The sequence below is a fragment of the Pseudomonas sp. NPDC089758 genome, assembly GCF_044748705.1.
In the GTDB taxonomy this organism is placed as follows: domain Bacteria; phylum Pseudomonadota; class Gammaproteobacteria; order Pseudomonadales; family Pseudomonadaceae; genus Aquipseudomonas; species Aquipseudomonas putida_X.
Genome location: NZ_JBIVGN010000001.1, coordinates 56,887 through 72,807 on the forward strand (window position 1 = coordinate 56,887; position 15,921 = coordinate 72,807).

General features: G+C 61.5%; 14 protein-coding genes. 7 read left to right on the plus strand and 7 right to left on the minus strand.

Annotation, left to right across the window (positions count from 1 at the left end; all coding sequences use genetic code 11):
- Positions 1-5: 5 nt before the first annotated feature.
- A complete protein-coding gene (locus ACIPZH_RS00280) occupies positions 6-1,994 on the minus strand; it encodes an ATP-binding protein (protein WP_400634495.1) in 1,989 nt (662 codons plus the stop codon).
- Between the two features lie 278 nt (positions 1,995-2,272).
- On the opposite strand from ACIPZH_RS00280, the gene ACIPZH_RS00285 reads away from it, so the two are divergent.
- Positions 2,273-2,956, plus strand: coding sequence for a type 1 glutamine amidotransferase domain-containing protein (locus ACIPZH_RS00285; RefSeq protein WP_400634497.1), 684 nt, complete (start codon positions 2,273-2,275; stop codon positions 2,954-2,956).
- 134 nt (positions 2,957-3,090) lie between these two features.
- A complete protein-coding gene (locus ACIPZH_RS00290; protein ID WP_400634498.1) occupies positions 3,091-3,897 on the plus strand; it encodes a CSS-motif domain-containing protein in 807 nt (268 codons plus the stop codon).
- Positions 3,898-3,913: 16 nt separating this feature from the next.
- Here the strand turns inward: ACIPZH_RS00290 and hppD are convergent, their stop codons facing one another.
- Positions 3,914-4,990 (minus strand): 4-hydroxyphenylpyruvate dioxygenase, encoded by a 1,077-nt coding sequence (hppD, locus tag ACIPZH_RS00295; RefSeq protein ID WP_241805758.1) that lies wholly within the window; start codon positions 4,988-4,990, stop codon positions 3,914-3,916.
- A gap of 297 nt (positions 4,991-5,287) precedes the next feature.
- Between hppD and ACIPZH_RS00300 the strand changes: the two genes are divergently transcribed.
- Positions 5,288-6,874, plus strand: a complete 1,587-nt coding sequence (locus tag ACIPZH_RS00300; protein WP_400634500.1) for an EAL domain-containing protein — start codon at positions 5,288-5,290, stop codon at positions 6,872-6,874.
- 32 nt (positions 6,875-6,906) lie between these two features.
- Positions 6,907-7,794: an EamA family transporter RarD gene (gene rarD / locus ACIPZH_RS00305; protein WP_400634501.1), complete on the plus strand. Its 888-nt coding sequence runs from the start codon at positions 6,907-6,909 to the stop codon at positions 7,792-7,794.
- Here rarD and ACIPZH_RS00310 read toward each other — a convergent pair.
- Positions 7,757-9,328 (minus strand): TerC family protein, encoded by a 1,572-nt coding sequence (locus ACIPZH_RS00310; protein WP_241805761.1) that lies wholly within the window; start codon positions 9,326-9,328, stop codon positions 7,757-7,759. The two genes, rarD and ACIPZH_RS00310, sit on opposite strands and share 38 nt — an antisense overlap.
- A gap of 256 nt (positions 9,329-9,584) precedes the next feature.
- Here ACIPZH_RS00310 and ACIPZH_RS00315 point away from each other — a divergent pair, with 256 nt between their 5' ends.
- The gene (locus ACIPZH_RS00315; protein ID WP_400634503.1) at positions 9,585-10,166 is read left to right on the plus strand and encodes a LysE family translocator; all 582 of its coding nucleotides are present in this window, start codon (positions 9,585-9,587) and stop codon (positions 10,164-10,166) included.
- On the opposite strand, the gene ACIPZH_RS00320 is transcribed toward ACIPZH_RS00315, so the two are convergent.
- The 4 genes from ACIPZH_RS00320 to ACIPZH_RS00335 form a co-directional block, all read right to left on the minus strand.
- Complete coding sequence (locus tag ACIPZH_RS00320; RefSeq protein ID WP_400634505.1) at positions 10,141-10,962, minus strand: helix-turn-helix domain-containing protein; 822 nt, start codon at positions 10,960-10,962, stop codon at positions 10,141-10,143. The genes ACIPZH_RS00315 and ACIPZH_RS00320 overlap by 26 nt on opposite strands.
- A gap of 141 nt (positions 10,963-11,103) precedes the next feature.
- A complete protein-coding gene (locus tag ACIPZH_RS00325; RefSeq protein ID WP_241805762.1) occupies positions 11,104-12,522 on the minus strand; it encodes a TIGR00366 family protein in 1,419 nt (472 codons plus the stop codon).
- A gap of 148 nt (positions 12,523-12,670) precedes the next feature.
- A complete protein-coding gene (locus tag ACIPZH_RS00330; protein ID WP_400634507.1) occupies positions 12,671-13,327 on the minus strand; it encodes a CoA transferase subunit B in 657 nt (218 codons plus the stop codon).
- A 35-nt stretch (positions 13,328-13,362) separates the two neighbouring features.
- Entirely contained in the window at positions 13,363-14,061 is a 699-nt protein-coding gene (locus ACIPZH_RS00335; RefSeq protein WP_241805764.1) for a CoA transferase subunit A, read from the minus strand.
- A gap of 139 nt (positions 14,062-14,200) precedes the next feature.
- Between ACIPZH_RS00335 and ACIPZH_RS00340 the strand changes: the two genes are divergently transcribed.
- Both ACIPZH_RS00340 and ACIPZH_RS00345 read left to right on the plus strand, forming a co-directional pair.
- Complete coding sequence (locus ACIPZH_RS00340; RefSeq protein WP_349974229.1) at positions 14,201-15,106, plus strand: LysR family transcriptional regulator; 906 nt, start codon at positions 14,201-14,203, stop codon at positions 15,104-15,106.
- Positions 15,094-15,915 (plus strand): aldo/keto reductase, encoded by an 822-nt coding sequence (locus ACIPZH_RS00345; protein ID WP_400634509.1) that lies wholly within the window; start codon positions 15,094-15,096, stop codon positions 15,913-15,915. Before ACIPZH_RS00340 ends, ACIPZH_RS00345 begins: the two co-directional genes overlap by 13 nt.
- Positions 15,916-15,921 lie beyond the last annotated feature (6 nt).

Here is a 15,921-nt window from a genome sequence, read left to right on the forward strand (position 1 = left end):
GGGCCTCAGTCGTCCAGCAACAACAGCGCCTGGTTGGCCAAGGTCGACAATTCGAAGGGCTTGATCAACAGCGCCGTGCCTGGCACGTCCAGTATGTGCGGCTCCAGCGGCTGATCCACATAGCCGGTAATGAACAGGATCTTCTGGTCAGGGGTGGTGGCGCGCATGGCTCTGGCCATCTGGCGACCACTGAAGCCTTCAGGCAGCCCGATATCGGTGATGACCAGCTCGTACGGGCCCTTATGACGGAAACACTCCAGCGCGGAATTGGCGTCTGTCACATCACTGACGGCAAAACCCCGCTCGCGCAGATACTCGGCCATGACTGCACGCAGGCTGTGCTCGTCGTCGACCAACAACACCCGCTGCCCGCTTGCCCGTGACGCCTGCGGTACGGGCACAGCAGGGGCTTGCGGTATGGCTTCCAGGCATCGCGGGAACAGCATGCAGACCTTCGTACCTTGGTCGGGTGACGATTCGATCCACACATAACCGCCTGATTGCCCGACGAAGCCATGCACCATCGCCAGCCCCATCCCAGAGCCTCGCCCAATCGGTTTGCTGGTAAAGAACGGCTCAAAGGCCCTGGCCACATCCTCGGCCGGCATGCCGTGGCCATCGTCGATCACCTGCAGCCCCAGGTAGTCCCCCGGCGGGAGGCCTCCTTCTTCAGGAAACGCCGAGGCCAACCGTGTGTTGATCGTGCGAATCGCAACATTGCCCCGGCCCAGGCAGGCTTCGCGAGCATTGGCGCACAGATTGATCAGGGTGGTTTCCAGTTGGCCGGCATCCAGGCACACGGTCCATGGCTCGACATCCATTTGCCACGACAGAGACACCTCAGCCCCAAGCACATGGCGCAACATCGGCTCCAGGGTGGTCAGGTGGGCATTCACGTTCAAAGGTGCCGGGGCCAGGGGCTGATGGCGGGAGAACGCCAGCAGGCGGTGGGTAAGGCTCATGGCGCGCTGCACCGAATCGCGCGCCATCTCCACGTAGCCTTCGATGGCCTCCGTCCGGCCTTGGCTCAGACGCCGTTGCAACAATTCCAGGCTGCCGCCGATTCCTGACAACAGGTTGTTCATCTCGTGGGCCATGCCGCCAGCCACTTGACCGACAGCTTCCAGCCTTTGGGTGTTGCGCAACAGTATCTGAGACTGGCGCATGGCCTCTTCACGGTCGGCTGTAATGTCCCGCCCCACGGCAGTCAGCACCGAACCGTCGAAGCTGCCACTCCAGTGGAACCAGCGGTAATGCCCGTCGACATGGCGCACGCGTGTTTCAAGCTCTGCAGGCCCTGTGCCGTTGACGAAATCGATTGCAGCTGCCTCGACTTCTTCCCTGTCGGCCGGATGAACCAGGTCCAGGATCGACATGCCCTGTATCTGAAGCTCGCTCCAGCCCAGGGCGCGATGCCAGGCCGGGTTTGCCCCGATCATCATGAGGTCCAGGCTCACCGTGATCATGACATCACGTGACAGACGCCAGATGTAGTCGCGGTCAGCAATGTATCGCGCTATCTGCCGCTCGAATGACTGCGCCTGTTCGCGCCACCTGTCATGCACTGCAGCGCTGGCAGAGCTCGGGATCACCGTATGCAGCATGCCGACTACTTCATAGTGCTCGTCACGAATCGGCGCATAGCTGAACACGAACCACCCCTCGGCTCCCGTCTTTGCGCATGTGATCTGATGAGGCTGATCCTCGACAAAACTGGTTGTACCTTCCAGCGCCTTGAACACCCATGGGCCGATATCGCCCCAGACGCCCTTCCACAACGCATCGAAACGCATACCCAGCGCCTGGTCCCGGTCACCGATCAGCGCCACATAGGCATCGTTATGGACAACGTTCATGTTCGGCCCCCAGACCACGGCACTGGGAAATGACCATGTCAGCATCATGTCGATCGCAATGCGCAAAGAGGCATCCCAGTGCGGCAAAGGCCCCAGGTCCGTATCCCGCCAGTCGAACTCCACGATTTTCTCTCGCATGCCAGCCGTCGACTGTGGGGCAGACGATGCCACGCCACGGGCAGAGATATCGCAAGGTGTACTGTTATCGGCCAAAACGTGGGTTCCACTGTTGCTCAAGGTTCAAGGACGTGCTCCTGCATCATCGACTCCATGGTCAAGCGCTGCAATGGGCCGTATGCGGGTTGCAGGGATTTTGACAGCGATGCACCGCCAGTGTTTCCAACGCCAGCTATGCTTTATTGGCTTCCCGCGCCATGTGCTGGCTTCCCCGTTCGATTACAGGCAGGAGTGCCGTGATGAGCAAGAAAATTCTGGTGGTACTGACCAATACCGCCAAATATCCGACCCTGAATCGCGCAACCGGTTTATGGCTGGGTGAAGCTGTGCATTTTGTAGACGCGGTTGAGCAAGCAGGTCATCCAGTGGACTACGTTAGCCCTGGCGGCGGATACGTGCCAATCGATCCGCACAGCTTGCAGATGGCCCCCGAGCTGGATTGGCGCTACTACACCGACAAGGCATTCATGAACCGCCTGGGCGCCACGCTAAGCCCCGGCCAGGTCATGGCAGAGGAATACTGTGCCATGTATTACACCGGCGGCCATGGTGTGATGTGGGACTTCCCTGACGACCCGCAATTGCAGGCGCTGGCGCGCAGGATCTACGAGAACGACGGCGTGGTGGCCGCCGTGTGCCATGGCGTCGCAGGGCTGCTGAACATCAAGCTCAGTGACAACAAGTTGCTGCTCAAGGACCGACAGATCACGGGATTCTCCAATACCGAAGAAAAGCTTGCCGAGCTTGAGGAGGTGGTGCCTTTCCTCACCGAAAACGAACTGGTCGCACGAGGGGGCAGTTACAGCAAACATGATGACCCCTGGAAGCCCTTCGTGGTCTGTGATGGCCGCCTGATCACAGGGCAAAACCCCGCCTCGACGCATTCACTGGCAGAGAAAGTGCTTCAGGCGCTCAAGCCGTAACCATTCTTACGCGCCAACCGCGCGAATCCTCACTCAAACACGGTTGGGGATTACAGTGGCGACTACGCAGAAAACATAGGCTCTCCGGTCAATTGTCCATCTCGGACAATTCGAACCAGGAGGGCTGCAGTCCTATGTCGAAATTCAAGGTTCTCGGTCGCAGCATGATGGCGCTGCTGCTGACACTGGCGATCAGTTTGATACCCGTTGCGTCAGGCTTGATGGTGATGATCTACCAGCACGATTACAAGCTCAAAGAGACGGCTCGCGTATCGTTGAAGGAAGCCATTTTTTCCATTGATCTGTCCCTCAACCGCTTGCACGACGCGGCCTTGGCGGCAATGCCACTGGCGGGCAGTGCTTGCGAGACAGCCAGGACGCACTTGCTGAAACAAATTCAGGATGTTCGATACCTGCGAGCGCTGGCATTGGCTGTCGATGGCCGTACGTACTGTGACACGCTGGTTCCGCCGAGTGCACAAAACCGGTTTTCGCCTGACCTTGAGGCTCCGGTGCAACTGATCTTCGACTCGCCCGCAGCGCCCAATGAAGTGCTTGTGGCCTACCAGCTTCGTGATGAAAATCTGAGTGTGATCGCATCAACCTCCGGCTTGGAACTGCGCAACGAACTGCGCGCATTTCAAACCGGGCTGGTGTTGCTCCTGGAGTTCGGGGATTTTTACATCTGGGCCGATGGCGACAGCCGGGACCCTACCCGCCCCTCGCAGTCCGAGTTTTCAATGACCGGGACATCGGACAAGTACGGCTACACCGTGAAAGTCGGCTACCCCGACGGCTTTGCCGCTGATGAACGGCGCCATATGCTGATGCAGATGCTGCCATCGCTTACGTTGATCGGCATCATTACAGGGTCGATCGTCTACTGGGGGCTGTTCAGGCAGTGGCGTAAAGCGGAACGTACCGCCGCCCCAAAAAAGTGACGGCGGTACACTTCAGTTATTGAACGTCGAGCACGCCCCGGCGAACCTGGTCGCGCTCGATCGACTCGAACAGCGCCTTGAAGTTGCCTTCGCCAAACCCGTCATCACCTTTGCGCTGGATAAACTCGAAGAACACCGGCCCGAGCAGGGTTTCAGAGAAGATCTGCAGCAGCAGGCGCTTGTCGCCGGCCTCGGAGGCGCCGTCGAGCAGAATGCCGCGAGCCTGCAGTTGGTCAACCGGCTCACCGTGCCCTGGCAGGCGCTCCTCGAGCATTTCGTAATAGGTCTGCGGCGGTGCAGTCATGAAGCGCATGCCGTAGCCCTTGAGTGCATCCCAGGTCTTGAGCAGGTCATCGGTAAGGAAGGCGACATGCTGGATGCCCTCACCGTTGAACTGCATCAGGAACTCTTCGATCTGCCCCGCCCCTTTGGACGACTCCTCATTGAGCGGGATGCGGATCATGCCATCCGGAGCGGTCATGGCCTTGGAGGTCAGGCCGGTGTACTCGCCCTTGATGTCGAAGTAGCGGATTTCGCGGAAGTTGAAGAGCTTCTCGTAGAAGCCGGCCCAGTAAGCCATGCGGCCGCGATACACGTTATGAGTCAGGTGGTCGATGATCTTCAGGCCTGCGCCGGCCGGATTGCGGTCCACGCCTTCGATGAAGTTGAAGTCGATGTCATAGATCGAGCTGCCCTCTTCGAAGCGGTCGATCAGGTACAGGGGGGCGCCGCCGATGCCTTTGATCGCCGGCAGGCGCAGTTCCATCGGGCCGGTTTCGATCTCGACGGGCTGGGCGCCCAGTTCCAGGGCACGGGCGTAGGCTTCATGAGCGTTGCGCACGCGGAACGCCATGCCACACACTGACGGCCCATGCTCGGCTGCAAAGTAGGAGGCGATGCTTTTCGGCTCATTGTTGAGAATCAGGTTGATGCCACCTTGCCGATACAGGTGCACGTCCTTGGAGCGGTGTGTGGCGACCTTGGTGAAACCGAGCATCTGGAAGACGGGCTCAAGAACGCCTGGGGTTGGCGATGCCAGTTCAATGAATTCAAAGCCCATCAGGCCCATAGGGTTGTCGAAGATATCAGCCATGTTCGTGTCCTCATCTGCAGCGAAAATTATTGTGTGCCGGGGATGTGGTACGAAAATGGCGGCGAGCAGGGGATGCCGCGCACGCTTCTGGCGAGGAAGTCACCAATGATCAGCTTGAACCCTTGGTTTGTCATATATTCCCATTCTCGGTGGGGATGATCCTTCAGTGATGAAAGACCTTATTGTTGTAATCGTAAACCGATTCTACAGTGCGTAAATTTCTTTGTCGCGCATTTGTTCTCCGACTGCGCCGACAAACGGCTATCCTCAGTCATTTCAAGTCAAGATTACGCCAACATGCCCCTGCGCAGTAAAAGACCCGCCCGCTGGAGCTGGCGCACCCTCCTCCCTTGGGGCGTTGGCATCTTGCCCCTGGCGTTCGGCCTGATCGTGATGCACTGGCAAATCGAGCGCGAACTGCGCGCCAGCAGCCAGGCCACCACACGGCAAGTGGTCGAACAGGTCGAGCATATTCTCGACAGCCTTTCCGGTGCCGCTCAGACGCTGCTGCCATTGGCGGGCAGCCCGTGCGCGCAAGCCGAACTGGCCTTGCGCAAAGAGGTGACGCGCAACGCTTTCGTGCGCTCGACCAACTTGTTCCGGCAAGACACGCTGTACTGCACCTCGCTGTTCGGCGAATTCGACGAGCCGGTGGACCCCCGCGACTACAGCGATGGAAAGCTGTGGCTGATGGACGGCAACTCCGTGACACCGGGGCATCCATTGCTGGTGTATCGAGCCAGTGACGGCGACCGAGGCGCCATCACCACCGTCGATGGCGACCATTTGCTGACCGCGCTGCGCCTTATCGGCCCCAGCGAGGCACTGCACTTGCGTGTCGGCACGGCGTGGATGGGCAAGGATGGCGTGGTGCATCAAGGCCTGCCACCCTCTGCAGCCATTGGCGACGTGACACTCGGGTCGACGCACTACCCTTTCAGCGTCCACGGCGGTTACACCGCCGACAAACGCAGCGAATTACTGCGCAGCCGCTACCCGGCACTGCTCAGCTTGCTGCTGTTGCTCGGTGTTGCTGCCGGTTGCACCTGCCGCTGGCAAATCCGCCGCGCCAACTCCCCCCGCGCCGAACTGCGCCGTGCGCTGGAAGCTGACGAGCTCCTGCCGTTTTTCCAGCCGGTTGTGCGCAAAGGCGATTATCGCTGGGCAGGCGCCGAGGTGCTGATGCGCTGGGATCACCCGCACGAGGGCCTGGTGCGCCCCGACCTGTTCATTCCCTATGCCGAACACAGCGGTCAGATCGTCGACATGACCCGGGCATTGATGCAGCACACTGCGCAAAGCCTGGCGCCTTACGCAGCATTGCTGGAAGACGGCTTCCACATCGGCATCAACATCACGGCCGATCACTGCCGTGACCTGTCCCTGATAGACGACTGCCGCACGTTCCTCGGGCACTTCCCCCCCGGGCGGGTAGTGCTGACGCTGGAGTTGACTGAGCGCAAACTGATCGAGGCCAGCGCAGTGACCCTCGAACTGTTCGAACAGCTCCATGAGATGGGCGTGATGATCGCACTGGACGACTTCGGCACTGGCCAGTCCAGCCTCAATTACCTGCGCCAGTTCAAGGTCGACTACCTGAAGATCGACCAAAGCTTCGTGGCAATGATCGGCGGTGATGCGCTGTCACAGCATATCCTCGACAGCATCATCGAACTGTCGGGGAAGCTGGGCCTGGGCATCGTTGCCGAAGGCGTGGAAACCGAAGTGCAGCGCGATTATCTGGCCCAGTATGACGTGGACTTTCAGCAGGGCTATCTGTTCGCCAGGCCAATGCCGGCAGCGCAATTTCTCCAGGCGCTGGCCACGCGACCAGGCGTGCCGCGGTTGCCGCATGACGCGGCCCCTGAGATCATGCGCGGCTGATCCCACCGCCCACCCCGCTATTCGAGGCATTCGTGTCAAAAGGCATTCTCTGTTCGGTCATGGCCTCCTGCCTGTTCGCCGTGATGTACTTCTATACCTCCCTGCTCACTCCGCTCGATGGCGAAGAAATCTTTGGCTGGCGCACGCTGCTGACGCTGCCCTGCCTGACACTGTTCATGCTGGCCAGCAAAGACTGGAAACGGGTCGGTGACTTGCTCGCGCGCGTGCGCCAAACCCCAGCGCTGCTGCTGGGCATGGTGGGCACCTCATGGCTGATGGGCGTGCAACTGTGGCTGTTCCTCTGGGCGCCCCTGCACGGGCGTAGCCTTGAGGTGTCGATGGGCTACTTCCTGCTGCCGCTGGCGATGGTGCTGACGGGGCGCCTGGTGTACGGCGAACGCCTGTCACGCCTGCAAAAAGTGGCGGTGGCCTGCGCTGCGCTGGGCGTGGCGCACGAGCTTTACCAGCACGGCAGCTTCGCCTGGGAAACCATGCTGGTGATGATCGGCTACCCCGTCTACTTCGTGCTGCGCCGGCGCTGCCGCACCGACCACCTGGGCGGCTTGTGGTGCGACATGTGCCTGTTGCTGCCCTGGGCCCTGTACTTCGTCAGCCAAGGCCCGCTGTCCAGTGCTGACCTGGTCGCGCATCCTGGCCTGTACGGTTTGATTCCACTGCTCGGCGCGATCAGTGCCTCAGCCCTGATCGCCTATGTGCTGGCCAGCCGACTGCTGCCGTTCAGCCTGTTCGGCCTGCTCAGCTATGTCGAACCGGTGCTGCTGGTGGGCGTAGCGCTGCTGCTGGGCGAGACGATCGGCCCGGATCAGTGGCTGACTTACCTGCCGATCTGGGCCGCGGTCCTGGTGCTGGTGCTTGAGGGTTTCAGGCACCTGCTGCGCCAACGTCGCCGTTCGGTTTGAGGCGCACCTGGCGCACCCGACGTTCCTCCACCGCCACCACCGTCATGCTCCAGCCGTTCCAGGCCAGGTGGTCACCGACCACCGGCAGGCGGTCGAGCAGGCTCATCACCAGGCCGGCAAGGGTCTGGTAATCTTCGGTCGCACGCGCGCTGAAGCCGGTGCGTGCCTGCACCTGGCTGAGGTTCAGCGCGCCGCTGACGACGAAGCCATCAGCGTCCTCGACGATCGCCGGGCCTTCCACCTCGCTGGCATCCGGCAGCTCACCGGCGATCGACTCGAGAATGTCGGTCATGGTCAGCAGGCCGGTGAAGTCACCGAATTCGTTCACCACGAAGGCGATGTGCGTCGACTGGCTGCGCATCTGCTCCAGCGCGTTGAGGATGCTGAAGCTTTCCAGCAGGTTCAACGGTGCCCGGGCCATTCGCTCAAGGTCTGGCTGGTTGCCAGAGAGCAGCTCTTTGAGCAGTTCTTTCTTGTGCACAAAGCCCAGCGGCTCGTCGATGCGGCCGTCACGGATCAGCGGCAAGCGCGAGTAAGGTGAGTTGGCCAACGCTTCGGTAATCGTCGCCGCAGGCTGCGCCAGGTCGAGGACGTCGACTTCGGTACGGGCAGTCATCACCGTGCGGATCGGCCGCTCGGCCAGGTTCAGCACACCACTGATCATCACCCGTTCACGGCGGTCGAACAGCACATGTTCCTCACCGCCCGCGACCAGGTCAGCGATCTCCTCACCGACCTCGTCAGCCTCCACCCTGCGCCCGCCGAGCAGGCGCAGCACGGCGTGGGCGGTACGCTCACGCAGTGGCCGGTGCTGCTGCAGGCTACGCTTGCGGCGAGCACGGGCCAGCTGGTTGAACAGCTCGATCAGGATCGAGAAACCAATGGCCGCATACAGATAGCCTTTGGGGATATGGAAGCCCAGGCCTTCGGCGGTCAGGCTGAAGCCGATCATCATCAAGAAGCCCAGGCACAGCATGATGACCGTCGGGTGGGCGTTGACGAAGCGGGTCAGCGGCTTACTGGCGACGATCATGATGCCGATCGAGAAGATCACCGCGATCATCATCACCGACAGGTGTTCGACCATACCCACTGCAGTGATCACCGCGTCCAGCGAGAATACGGCGTCGAGCACCACGATCTGCGCCACGATGGGCCAGAACGCGGCATGGCGCACCGCGCCACTGGCTTGGGTGACATGGCCTTCGAGGCGTTCATGCAACTCCATGGTGGCCTTGAACAGCAGGAACACACCGCCGAACAGCATGATCAGGTCACGGCCGGAGAAGCTCTTGCCGAACACCTCGAACAACGGCGCGGTCAGGGTAACCATCCACGAGATACTGGCCAGCAGGCCCAGGCGCATGATCAGCGCCAGGCTCAGACCGATCACCCGCGCGCGATCGCGCTGATGCGGCGGCAGTTTGTCGGCCAGGATGGCGATGAACACCAGGTTGTCGATACCCAGCACCAGCTCGAGGACGATAAGCGTCAACAGCCCCAGCCAGGCCGTGGGGTCGGCTAGCCATTCCATTAGCGGGTACTCACGAAAGAAGCGTCACGAAGACGGGTGAAGGATGGCCAGGACGGCCGAAAACTGGGGGGTTCCGCGAAGGTGCTCATGGGGACCTGGATAGAATATAGGGAAAATAATCCTACAAGAGCGAAACATCATTCTGATAGCGCCAAACTATTACAAAACCTGTACGTGATTTGAGGGACTTTTCTTCAATATCCCGATTTCGCTTTTGCGCAGCATGGGAAGCTTCCCCTCCATATGGACATTTACGATGAGCCTGTACCTCTCAATGGCTGCGTTCGCGCTGGCAGCATCGATATCCCCCGGCCCTGTAAACATCGTCGCCCTTAGCAGCGGAGCATGTCACGGCCTGCGCGCCAGCCTCGCCCATGTGGCCGGGGCGACGTTGGGATTTTGCCTGCTGCTAGTACTGGTGGGCCTCGGTTTGCACGCCCTGTTGACGCGCTGGCCTTTGCTAGGCGTGGCGCTGCATTGGGGCGGCGTGGCGTTCCTGCTGTACCTGGCGTGGAAGCTGGCCAGTGATGACGGCCAGTTGGGAGGTGAGCGCCACCAACGCGCCCCTTCGGCCTGGGAGGGTGCAGCCATGCAGTGGCTGAACCCCAAGGCCTGGCTGGCGGCGGTGGCGGGCGTGGCAGCGTATACCGGTGGCGAGCAGCAGATGCTGTGGCTGTTCACCTGGATCTATGGACCAGTCTGTTTCGTTTCAGTGGCAAGTTGGGCTTGGGCAGGCAGTATGATTCAGCGTTACTTGCGCAAGCCGCACTACGTGCAGAGGTTCAATCGATGCTTGGCAATACTGCTGGTGTTCAGTGCGCTGTATCTACTCGTTTGACGCTCGCTGAGCCGGCCCTTTCTGCCTTGCGATAATGCCCGGGCGTCGCCGCCAGATGTTGCTTGAACGCCCGCTGTAGATGGGCCTGATCGGCAAACCCTGCCTCCAGAGCCACTTCGGCAATCGCCCGCCCGGTACGCAGTTGCGCACGGGCATACTGCACGCGCTGATCAAGCAGGTAGCCATGCGGGGTAAGGCCGAAACGCTCACCGAAGGCACGGATCAGATAAGAGCGGGACAAACGGCTGGCAGCACAGATGTCCTCCAGCGTCAGCGGGTCAGTGCGGTGGGCCCGGATGAACGCAGCCGCCGCCTCCAGCTGCGGGTGGTGGGCTTGCGTTCTGCTGGCAGCAGCCTGCAGGTGGTTTGGTAGCACATTGAAAAAACGCGCCAGCCGGGCCTCCCGGTCATCCAGGTTGCCGTCGAACAGGTCGGCAAACATTTGCAGCCCGGCACTGTACAGTGCCGGCGAGGTACTCCAGGTTTGCGCTGGCAACTTGAAACCGATGCCCTCCAGCCACGGCATGTCCACGAACAGCATAAGGTACGACCACCCCTGCCCTGCAATCGGATTGCACGCGTGCACCACGCCAGGGTTCATCAGCACTGTGGTGCCAGCGACCACTTCGACATGGCTGCCTCCACTCAGGAAGGTGCTACGCCCCCCGGTGATCAGGCCGATCGAAAAACTCTCATGGGAATGGGCGGCGTAGCACACTTGACGCCCATCCCCAACGCGCCTTGCTTCTACGAAGGGCAACGCCGAATCCCGCCAGAACCGCGACACCTCGATCATCGCCTCGCCCTCCTCTGCTGCTGTACCCGTTCCTGTGCGAGCCGCCAAAATCGGCGCGGCAAGAGCCACTTTTGTGCCCGGCTCGCCATGATACACATCTGTTCAAGGAGTGTTCAGCCGCTCCTTCAATGCACGTTCAGCTCAAGGCATCACCGGCGGCACATACTGCAAGGTCGTCCCCAACGCCCAGAGCAACACCAACACCAGCGGCACATGCACCAGCAGTTGCACGAACGAAAAGCCGATCAGGTCACGCGCTTTCAGGCCCAGGACCCCGAGCAGCGGCAGCATGTAAAACGGATTGATCAGGTTCGGCAGCGCCTCGGCGGCGTTGTAGATCTGCACTGCCCAGCCCAGGTGGTACTGCAGGTCATTGGCCACCAACATGACGTAGGGCGCTTCGATGATCCACTTGCCACCCCCCGAGGGGATGAAGAACCCCAGCACCGCTGAGTACACGCCCATGAGCACGGCATAGGTGTCATGGGTGGCGATCTGGGTGAAGAACAACGAGATGTGGTGGGCCAGGGTCTGCTCGTCGACACCCTTCACCTGGGTGAGGATGGCGGCGATCGAGCCGTACAGCGGGAACTGGATCAACACCCCGGTGGTGGTCGGCACCGCACGTGCCACCGCGTCCAGGAAGCTGCGTGGGCGCCAGTGCAGCAAGGCGCCGAGCATGATGAACAGCAGGTTGTAGGTATTGAGCCCGGAGATTGCGGTAATGGCAGGCTTGGTGGCGAACTCTTGGTACAGCCAGCCGCCAGCCAGCGCCACCATCAGCAGGATCAGGATCGGGCTGTATTCCAGCCATTCACCCGGGCGCGTGCGCTGGGGTGCGGGCGGTGCGGTGAAGCTGGGGTCGACGCCGCAGTCTTCGGCACTGCGCGCACTGTTCGGGCCAGGTGCGGTGGCGTAGGCGATCACCAACGAGACGATGACCAGCGCGGCCAGCAATACCCCGGACTGCCAGAGGAAGATGGTCTCGGTGAATGGGATCACGCCGGTTATCGACAAAATGGACGGCGGCAGGCTGGCCGGGTTGGCCTGCAACTGTGCCGCTGAAGACGACAGCCCCAGGGCCCAGACGGCCCCCAGGCCAAGGTACGCAGCAGCACCGGCGGCGCGGTAGTCCATCTTCAGGTCACTGCGCCGTGCCAGCGCGCGCACCAGCAGGCCACCGAACACCAGGGACAGGCCCCAGTTGAGCAAGGATGCCAGCATCGAGATCAGCGCCACCCAGCACACCGCCGAACGGCCGTTCTTCGGCACCCGCGCCAGGCGATCGATCAGCCGAGCGGCAGGGGGCGAGCTGGCCACCACATAGCCGCCGATGACCACGAAGGCCATTTGCATGGTGAACGGGATCAAGCTCCAGAAGCCATCGCCAAAGGCCTTGGCGGTATCGGTAGGTTTGGCGCCCATGGCCATGGCGCCAAGGCATACCAGCACCACTGCCAGGGCGGCGAACACCCAGGAATCGGGGAACCAGCGCTCGGCCCAGTTGGAGCACCGCAGGGCAAATCGGGCGGAGCGGCTGTCTTGGATTTCAGCGGCCACGGCAACTTCCTTTTATTGGTTTTATGGGGTGTAACGTTTCAGGCACAACGCACAAAACCCTGTGGCAGCAGCGCCAACGTCGAAAGCGTTGGTGCATTCACCAGCGCATTCGCCGTTGCCGCCACTGCCACAGGGCTGGGGAGGTGTATCAGAAGGACATTTCCTTCACATCGTCCGGCACGATCAGCTTGCCGGCGGTTTTCGCAACGATTTCTTCGACGCTCACCCCCGGTGCGGTTTCGCGCAGGATGAAGGCACCGTTTTCGATCTCCAGGTACGCCAGGTCAGTGAGCACCTTGCGGATGCAGCCGGCGCCGGTCAGCGGCAGGCTGCAGCGTGGCAGCAGCTTGGATTCGCCGTCTTTCGAGGCGTGAGTCATGGTGACGATGATGTTCTCGGCCCCGGCGACCAGGTCCATCGCGCCGCCCATACCCTTGACCAGCTTGCCCGGGATCATCCACGAGGCGATATTGCCCTGGACATCCACTTCGAAGGCGCCGAGCACAGTGAGGTCGACATGGCCGCCACGGATCATGGCGAACGATTGTGCCGAATCGAAGATCGAGGCGCCGCGACGGGCGGTGACGGTCTGCTTGCCGGCATTGATCATGTCGGCGTCGATCGTGCTCTCGGTAGGGAATTCGCCCATCCCCAACAGGCCATTTTCCGACTGAAGCATCACATCCATGTCAGCAGGGACGTAGTTGGCCACCAGGGTGGGGATGCCGATGCCGAGGTTGACGTAGAAGCCGTCCTGCAGTTCGCGTGCGACGCGTTGTGCCATCTGTTCGCGGGTCAGTGCCATGGTGAAAGTCTCTTTATTGTTCTGGAGGACGGCGCTCAGGCCTTGACGGTGCGCTTTTCGATGCGTTTTTCGAAGGTGCCGACGATGACCCGGTCGACGAAGATGCCAGGGGTATGGATCTCGCTGGGCAGCAGCACGCCTGGCTCGACGATTTCTTCGACTTCGACCACGGTGATCTTGCCGGCGGTGGCGGCCAGCGGGTTGAAGTTTTGCGCGGTGTTGCGGTAGACCACGTTGCCGTAGTGGTCGGCCTTCCAGCCCTTGACGATGGCGAAGTCACCGGTGATCGATTCTTCCAGGATGTAGTTGCGGCCTTTGAACTCGCGCACTTCCTTGCCCTCGGCAACTGGCGTGCCGTAGCCGGTTGCGGTGAAGAAGGCCGGGATGCCGGCGCCGCCAGCGCGCATTTTTTCGGCCAGGGTGCCTTGCGGGGTCAGTTCCACTTCCAGCTCGCCACTGAGCAACTGGCGCTCGAATTCGGCATTCTCGCCGACGTAGGAGGCAATCATCTTGCGGATCTGCCGCTCTTCCAGCAGTACGCCCAGGCCAAAGCCGTCGACGCCGCAGTTGTTGGAAACCACGGTGAGGCCCTTGACGCCACGGCGCTTGATTTCGGCAATGAGGTTTTCCGGGATGCCGCACAGGCCGAAGCCGCCGGCCAGTACCGTCATGTCGTCGGTCAGGCCTTCGAGGGCCTGTTCATAGGTTGCTACGCGCTTGTCCAGTCCGGCCATGCTGATCCGCCTTTTGTAGTTGTTGACCGACGAGGCTGTCGGTGAGCGTGTGCAGGCATCTTCACCGCTAGCGACTGATTTGTTAATTTTGTTTTCGTCATCGATTGATAACTTTTTCAAAACAGCCTGTGAGCCCGCCATGAACGTCAAGCAACTGCGCGCCTTCGTCGCCGTGGCCAAGTACCAGAGTTTTGCCCAGGCCGGCGAACACCTGCATGTCTCGCAACCGGCGCTGAGCCTTACCATCAAGGCACTGGAGGAGAACCTGGGTGGCGCCCTGCTCACCCGAACCACGCGCAGCGTCAGCCTGACCGCCGAAGGTGAGGTCCTGCTGCCACTGGCCCGGCGCCTGCTGGCCGACTGGGACGACACCGAGGAGATGCTGCGCCAGCGGTTCACCCTGCAATTGGGGCGGGTGTCGGTGGCGGCCATGCCGGCGTTTGCCGGCAACCTGCTGCCCCACTCACTCAAGGTGTTTCGCCAGCGTTACCCTAAGGTCAACGTCACGGTGCACGATGTGATCAACGAGCAGGTTCTGGAACTGGTGCGCCACCGCCGCGTCGAACTGGGCATCGGCTTCGAGCCGGAAAACACCGACGGCCTGCGCTTCCACCCGCTGTACCTGGACCGTTTCGTTGCCGTGGTGCCCACCGACTCCCCGTTGTCCGAGCTGGCCGAAGTCAGCTGGGCGCAGTTGCTGGGCGAAGATTTCATCGCCCTGCAGCGTCCTTCGGCGGTGCGCCTGCTGCTGGAGCAGAACGTGGCGGCACTGCACGGCAAGCTGGCGGTGGCGTTTGAAAGCCACCAGCTCTCGACCATTGGCCGCATGGTCGCCAGTGGGCTGGGCGTGAGCGCGGTGCCGGCGCTGTGCATCAACCAGATGCAGGAGCTCGGCGCGCGTTGCATTACCCTGGTAGAGCCCACTGTCGAACGGCGGATCGGCGTAATCGCCTTGAGCGACCATAAACTGTCCACTGCAGCGCAGGCGCTGCTTGAGGTACTGCTTTCCCATACCCAGATTCCGGAGGTGACATGCGTTACATGAAACTGGCAGGTTGCAACGTGCCGGCCATCGGCCAAGGCACCTGGTACATGGGCGAAGACCCGGCACGCAGGGCTGCTGAGGTTGCCGCCCTGCAACACGGCATCGAACTGGGTATGAACCTGATCGATACCGCCGAAATGTATGCCGAAGGTGGCGCCGAAGAAGTGGTCGGCCAGGCTATCGCCGGGCGACGCGATCAAGTCTTTTTGGTCAGCAAGGTGTACCCGCACAATGCCAGCCGGCGCGGCGTACCCGCTGCCTGTGAACGCAGCCTCGCTCGCTTGGGCACCGACGTCATCGACCTGTACCTGCTGCACTGGCGCGGCCAGTACCCGCTGGAAGAAACCGTCGAGGCGTTCGAACGCTTGCGCGAACAGGGCAAGATTCGCCGCTGGGGTGTTTCCAACTTCGATGTCGACGACCTGATCGAGCTGGACCGCCCTGACTGCGGCACCAACCAGGTGCTGTACAACCCCGTGCAGCGTGGCATCGAGTTCGACCTGCTGCCCTGGAGCCGGCAACACAGGCTACCGACCATGGCCTACTGCCCATTGGCCCAGGCCGGCAAGCTGCTGCAGCATCCGTTATTGCACGAGATTGCCGAGCGCCATGGGGCCACCCCGGCGCAGGTCTGCCTGGCCTGGGTGACGCGCGAGGACGGTGTCATCGCGATCCCCAAGGCGGTGTCGCCGGAGCACGTAAGGTTGAATGCGGCAGCCGCAGGCTTGACCTTGACCAGCGAGGACTTGCAAGCCATTGACCGGGCATTCCCGGCGCCAACACGCAAGCAGCACCTGGCAATGGTTTGACAGCTC

What these genes read in the sequence shown, in the direction of transcription:
- ACIPZH_RS00280 (WP_400634495.1), bottom strand. Translation starts at nt 1,994, where the DNA reads ATGCGAGAGAAAATCGTGGAGTTCGACTGGCGGGATACGGACCTGGGG.
- ACIPZH_RS00285 (WP_400634497.1), top strand. Translation starts at nt 2,273, where the DNA reads ATGAGCAAGAAAATTCTGGTGGTACTGACCAATACCGCCAAATATCCG.
- ACIPZH_RS00290 (WP_400634498.1), top strand. Translation starts at nt 3,091, where the DNA reads ATGTCGAAATTCAAGGTTCTCGGTCGCAGCATGATGGCGCTGCTGCTG.
- hppD (WP_241805758.1), bottom strand. Translation starts at nt 4,990, where the DNA reads ATGGCTGATATCTTCGACAACCCTATGGGCCTGATGGGCTTTGAATTC.
- ACIPZH_RS00300 (WP_400634500.1), top strand. Translation starts at nt 5,288, where the DNA reads ATGCCCCTGCGCAGTAAAAGACCCGCCCGCTGGAGCTGGCGCACCCTC.
- ACIPZH_RS00310 (WP_241805761.1), bottom strand. Translation starts at nt 9,328, where the DNA reads ATGGAATGGCTAGCCGACCCCACGGCCTGGCTGGGGCTGTTGACGCTT.
- ACIPZH_RS00315 (WP_400634503.1), top strand. Translation starts at nt 9,585, where the DNA reads ATGAGCCTGTACCTCTCAATGGCTGCGTTCGCGCTGGCAGCATCGATA.
- ACIPZH_RS00320 (WP_400634505.1), bottom strand. Translation starts at nt 10,962, where the DNA reads ATGATCGAGGTGTCGCGGTTCTGGCGGGATTCGGCGTTGCCCTTCGTA.
- ACIPZH_RS00330 (WP_400634507.1), bottom strand. Translation starts at nt 13,327, where the DNA reads ATGGCACTGACCCGCGAACAGATGGCACAACGCGTCGCACGCGAACTG.
- ACIPZH_RS00335 (WP_241805764.1), bottom strand. Translation starts at nt 14,061, where the DNA reads ATGGCCGGACTGGACAAGCGCGTAGCAACCTATGAACAGGCCCTCGAA.
- ACIPZH_RS00340 (WP_349974229.1), top strand. Translation starts at nt 14,201, where the DNA reads ATGAACGTCAAGCAACTGCGCGCCTTCGTCGCCGTGGCCAAGTACCAG.
- ACIPZH_RS00345 (WP_400634509.1), top strand. Translation starts at nt 15,094, where the DNA reads ATGCGTTACATGAAACTGGCAGGTTGCAACGTGCCGGCCATCGGCCAA.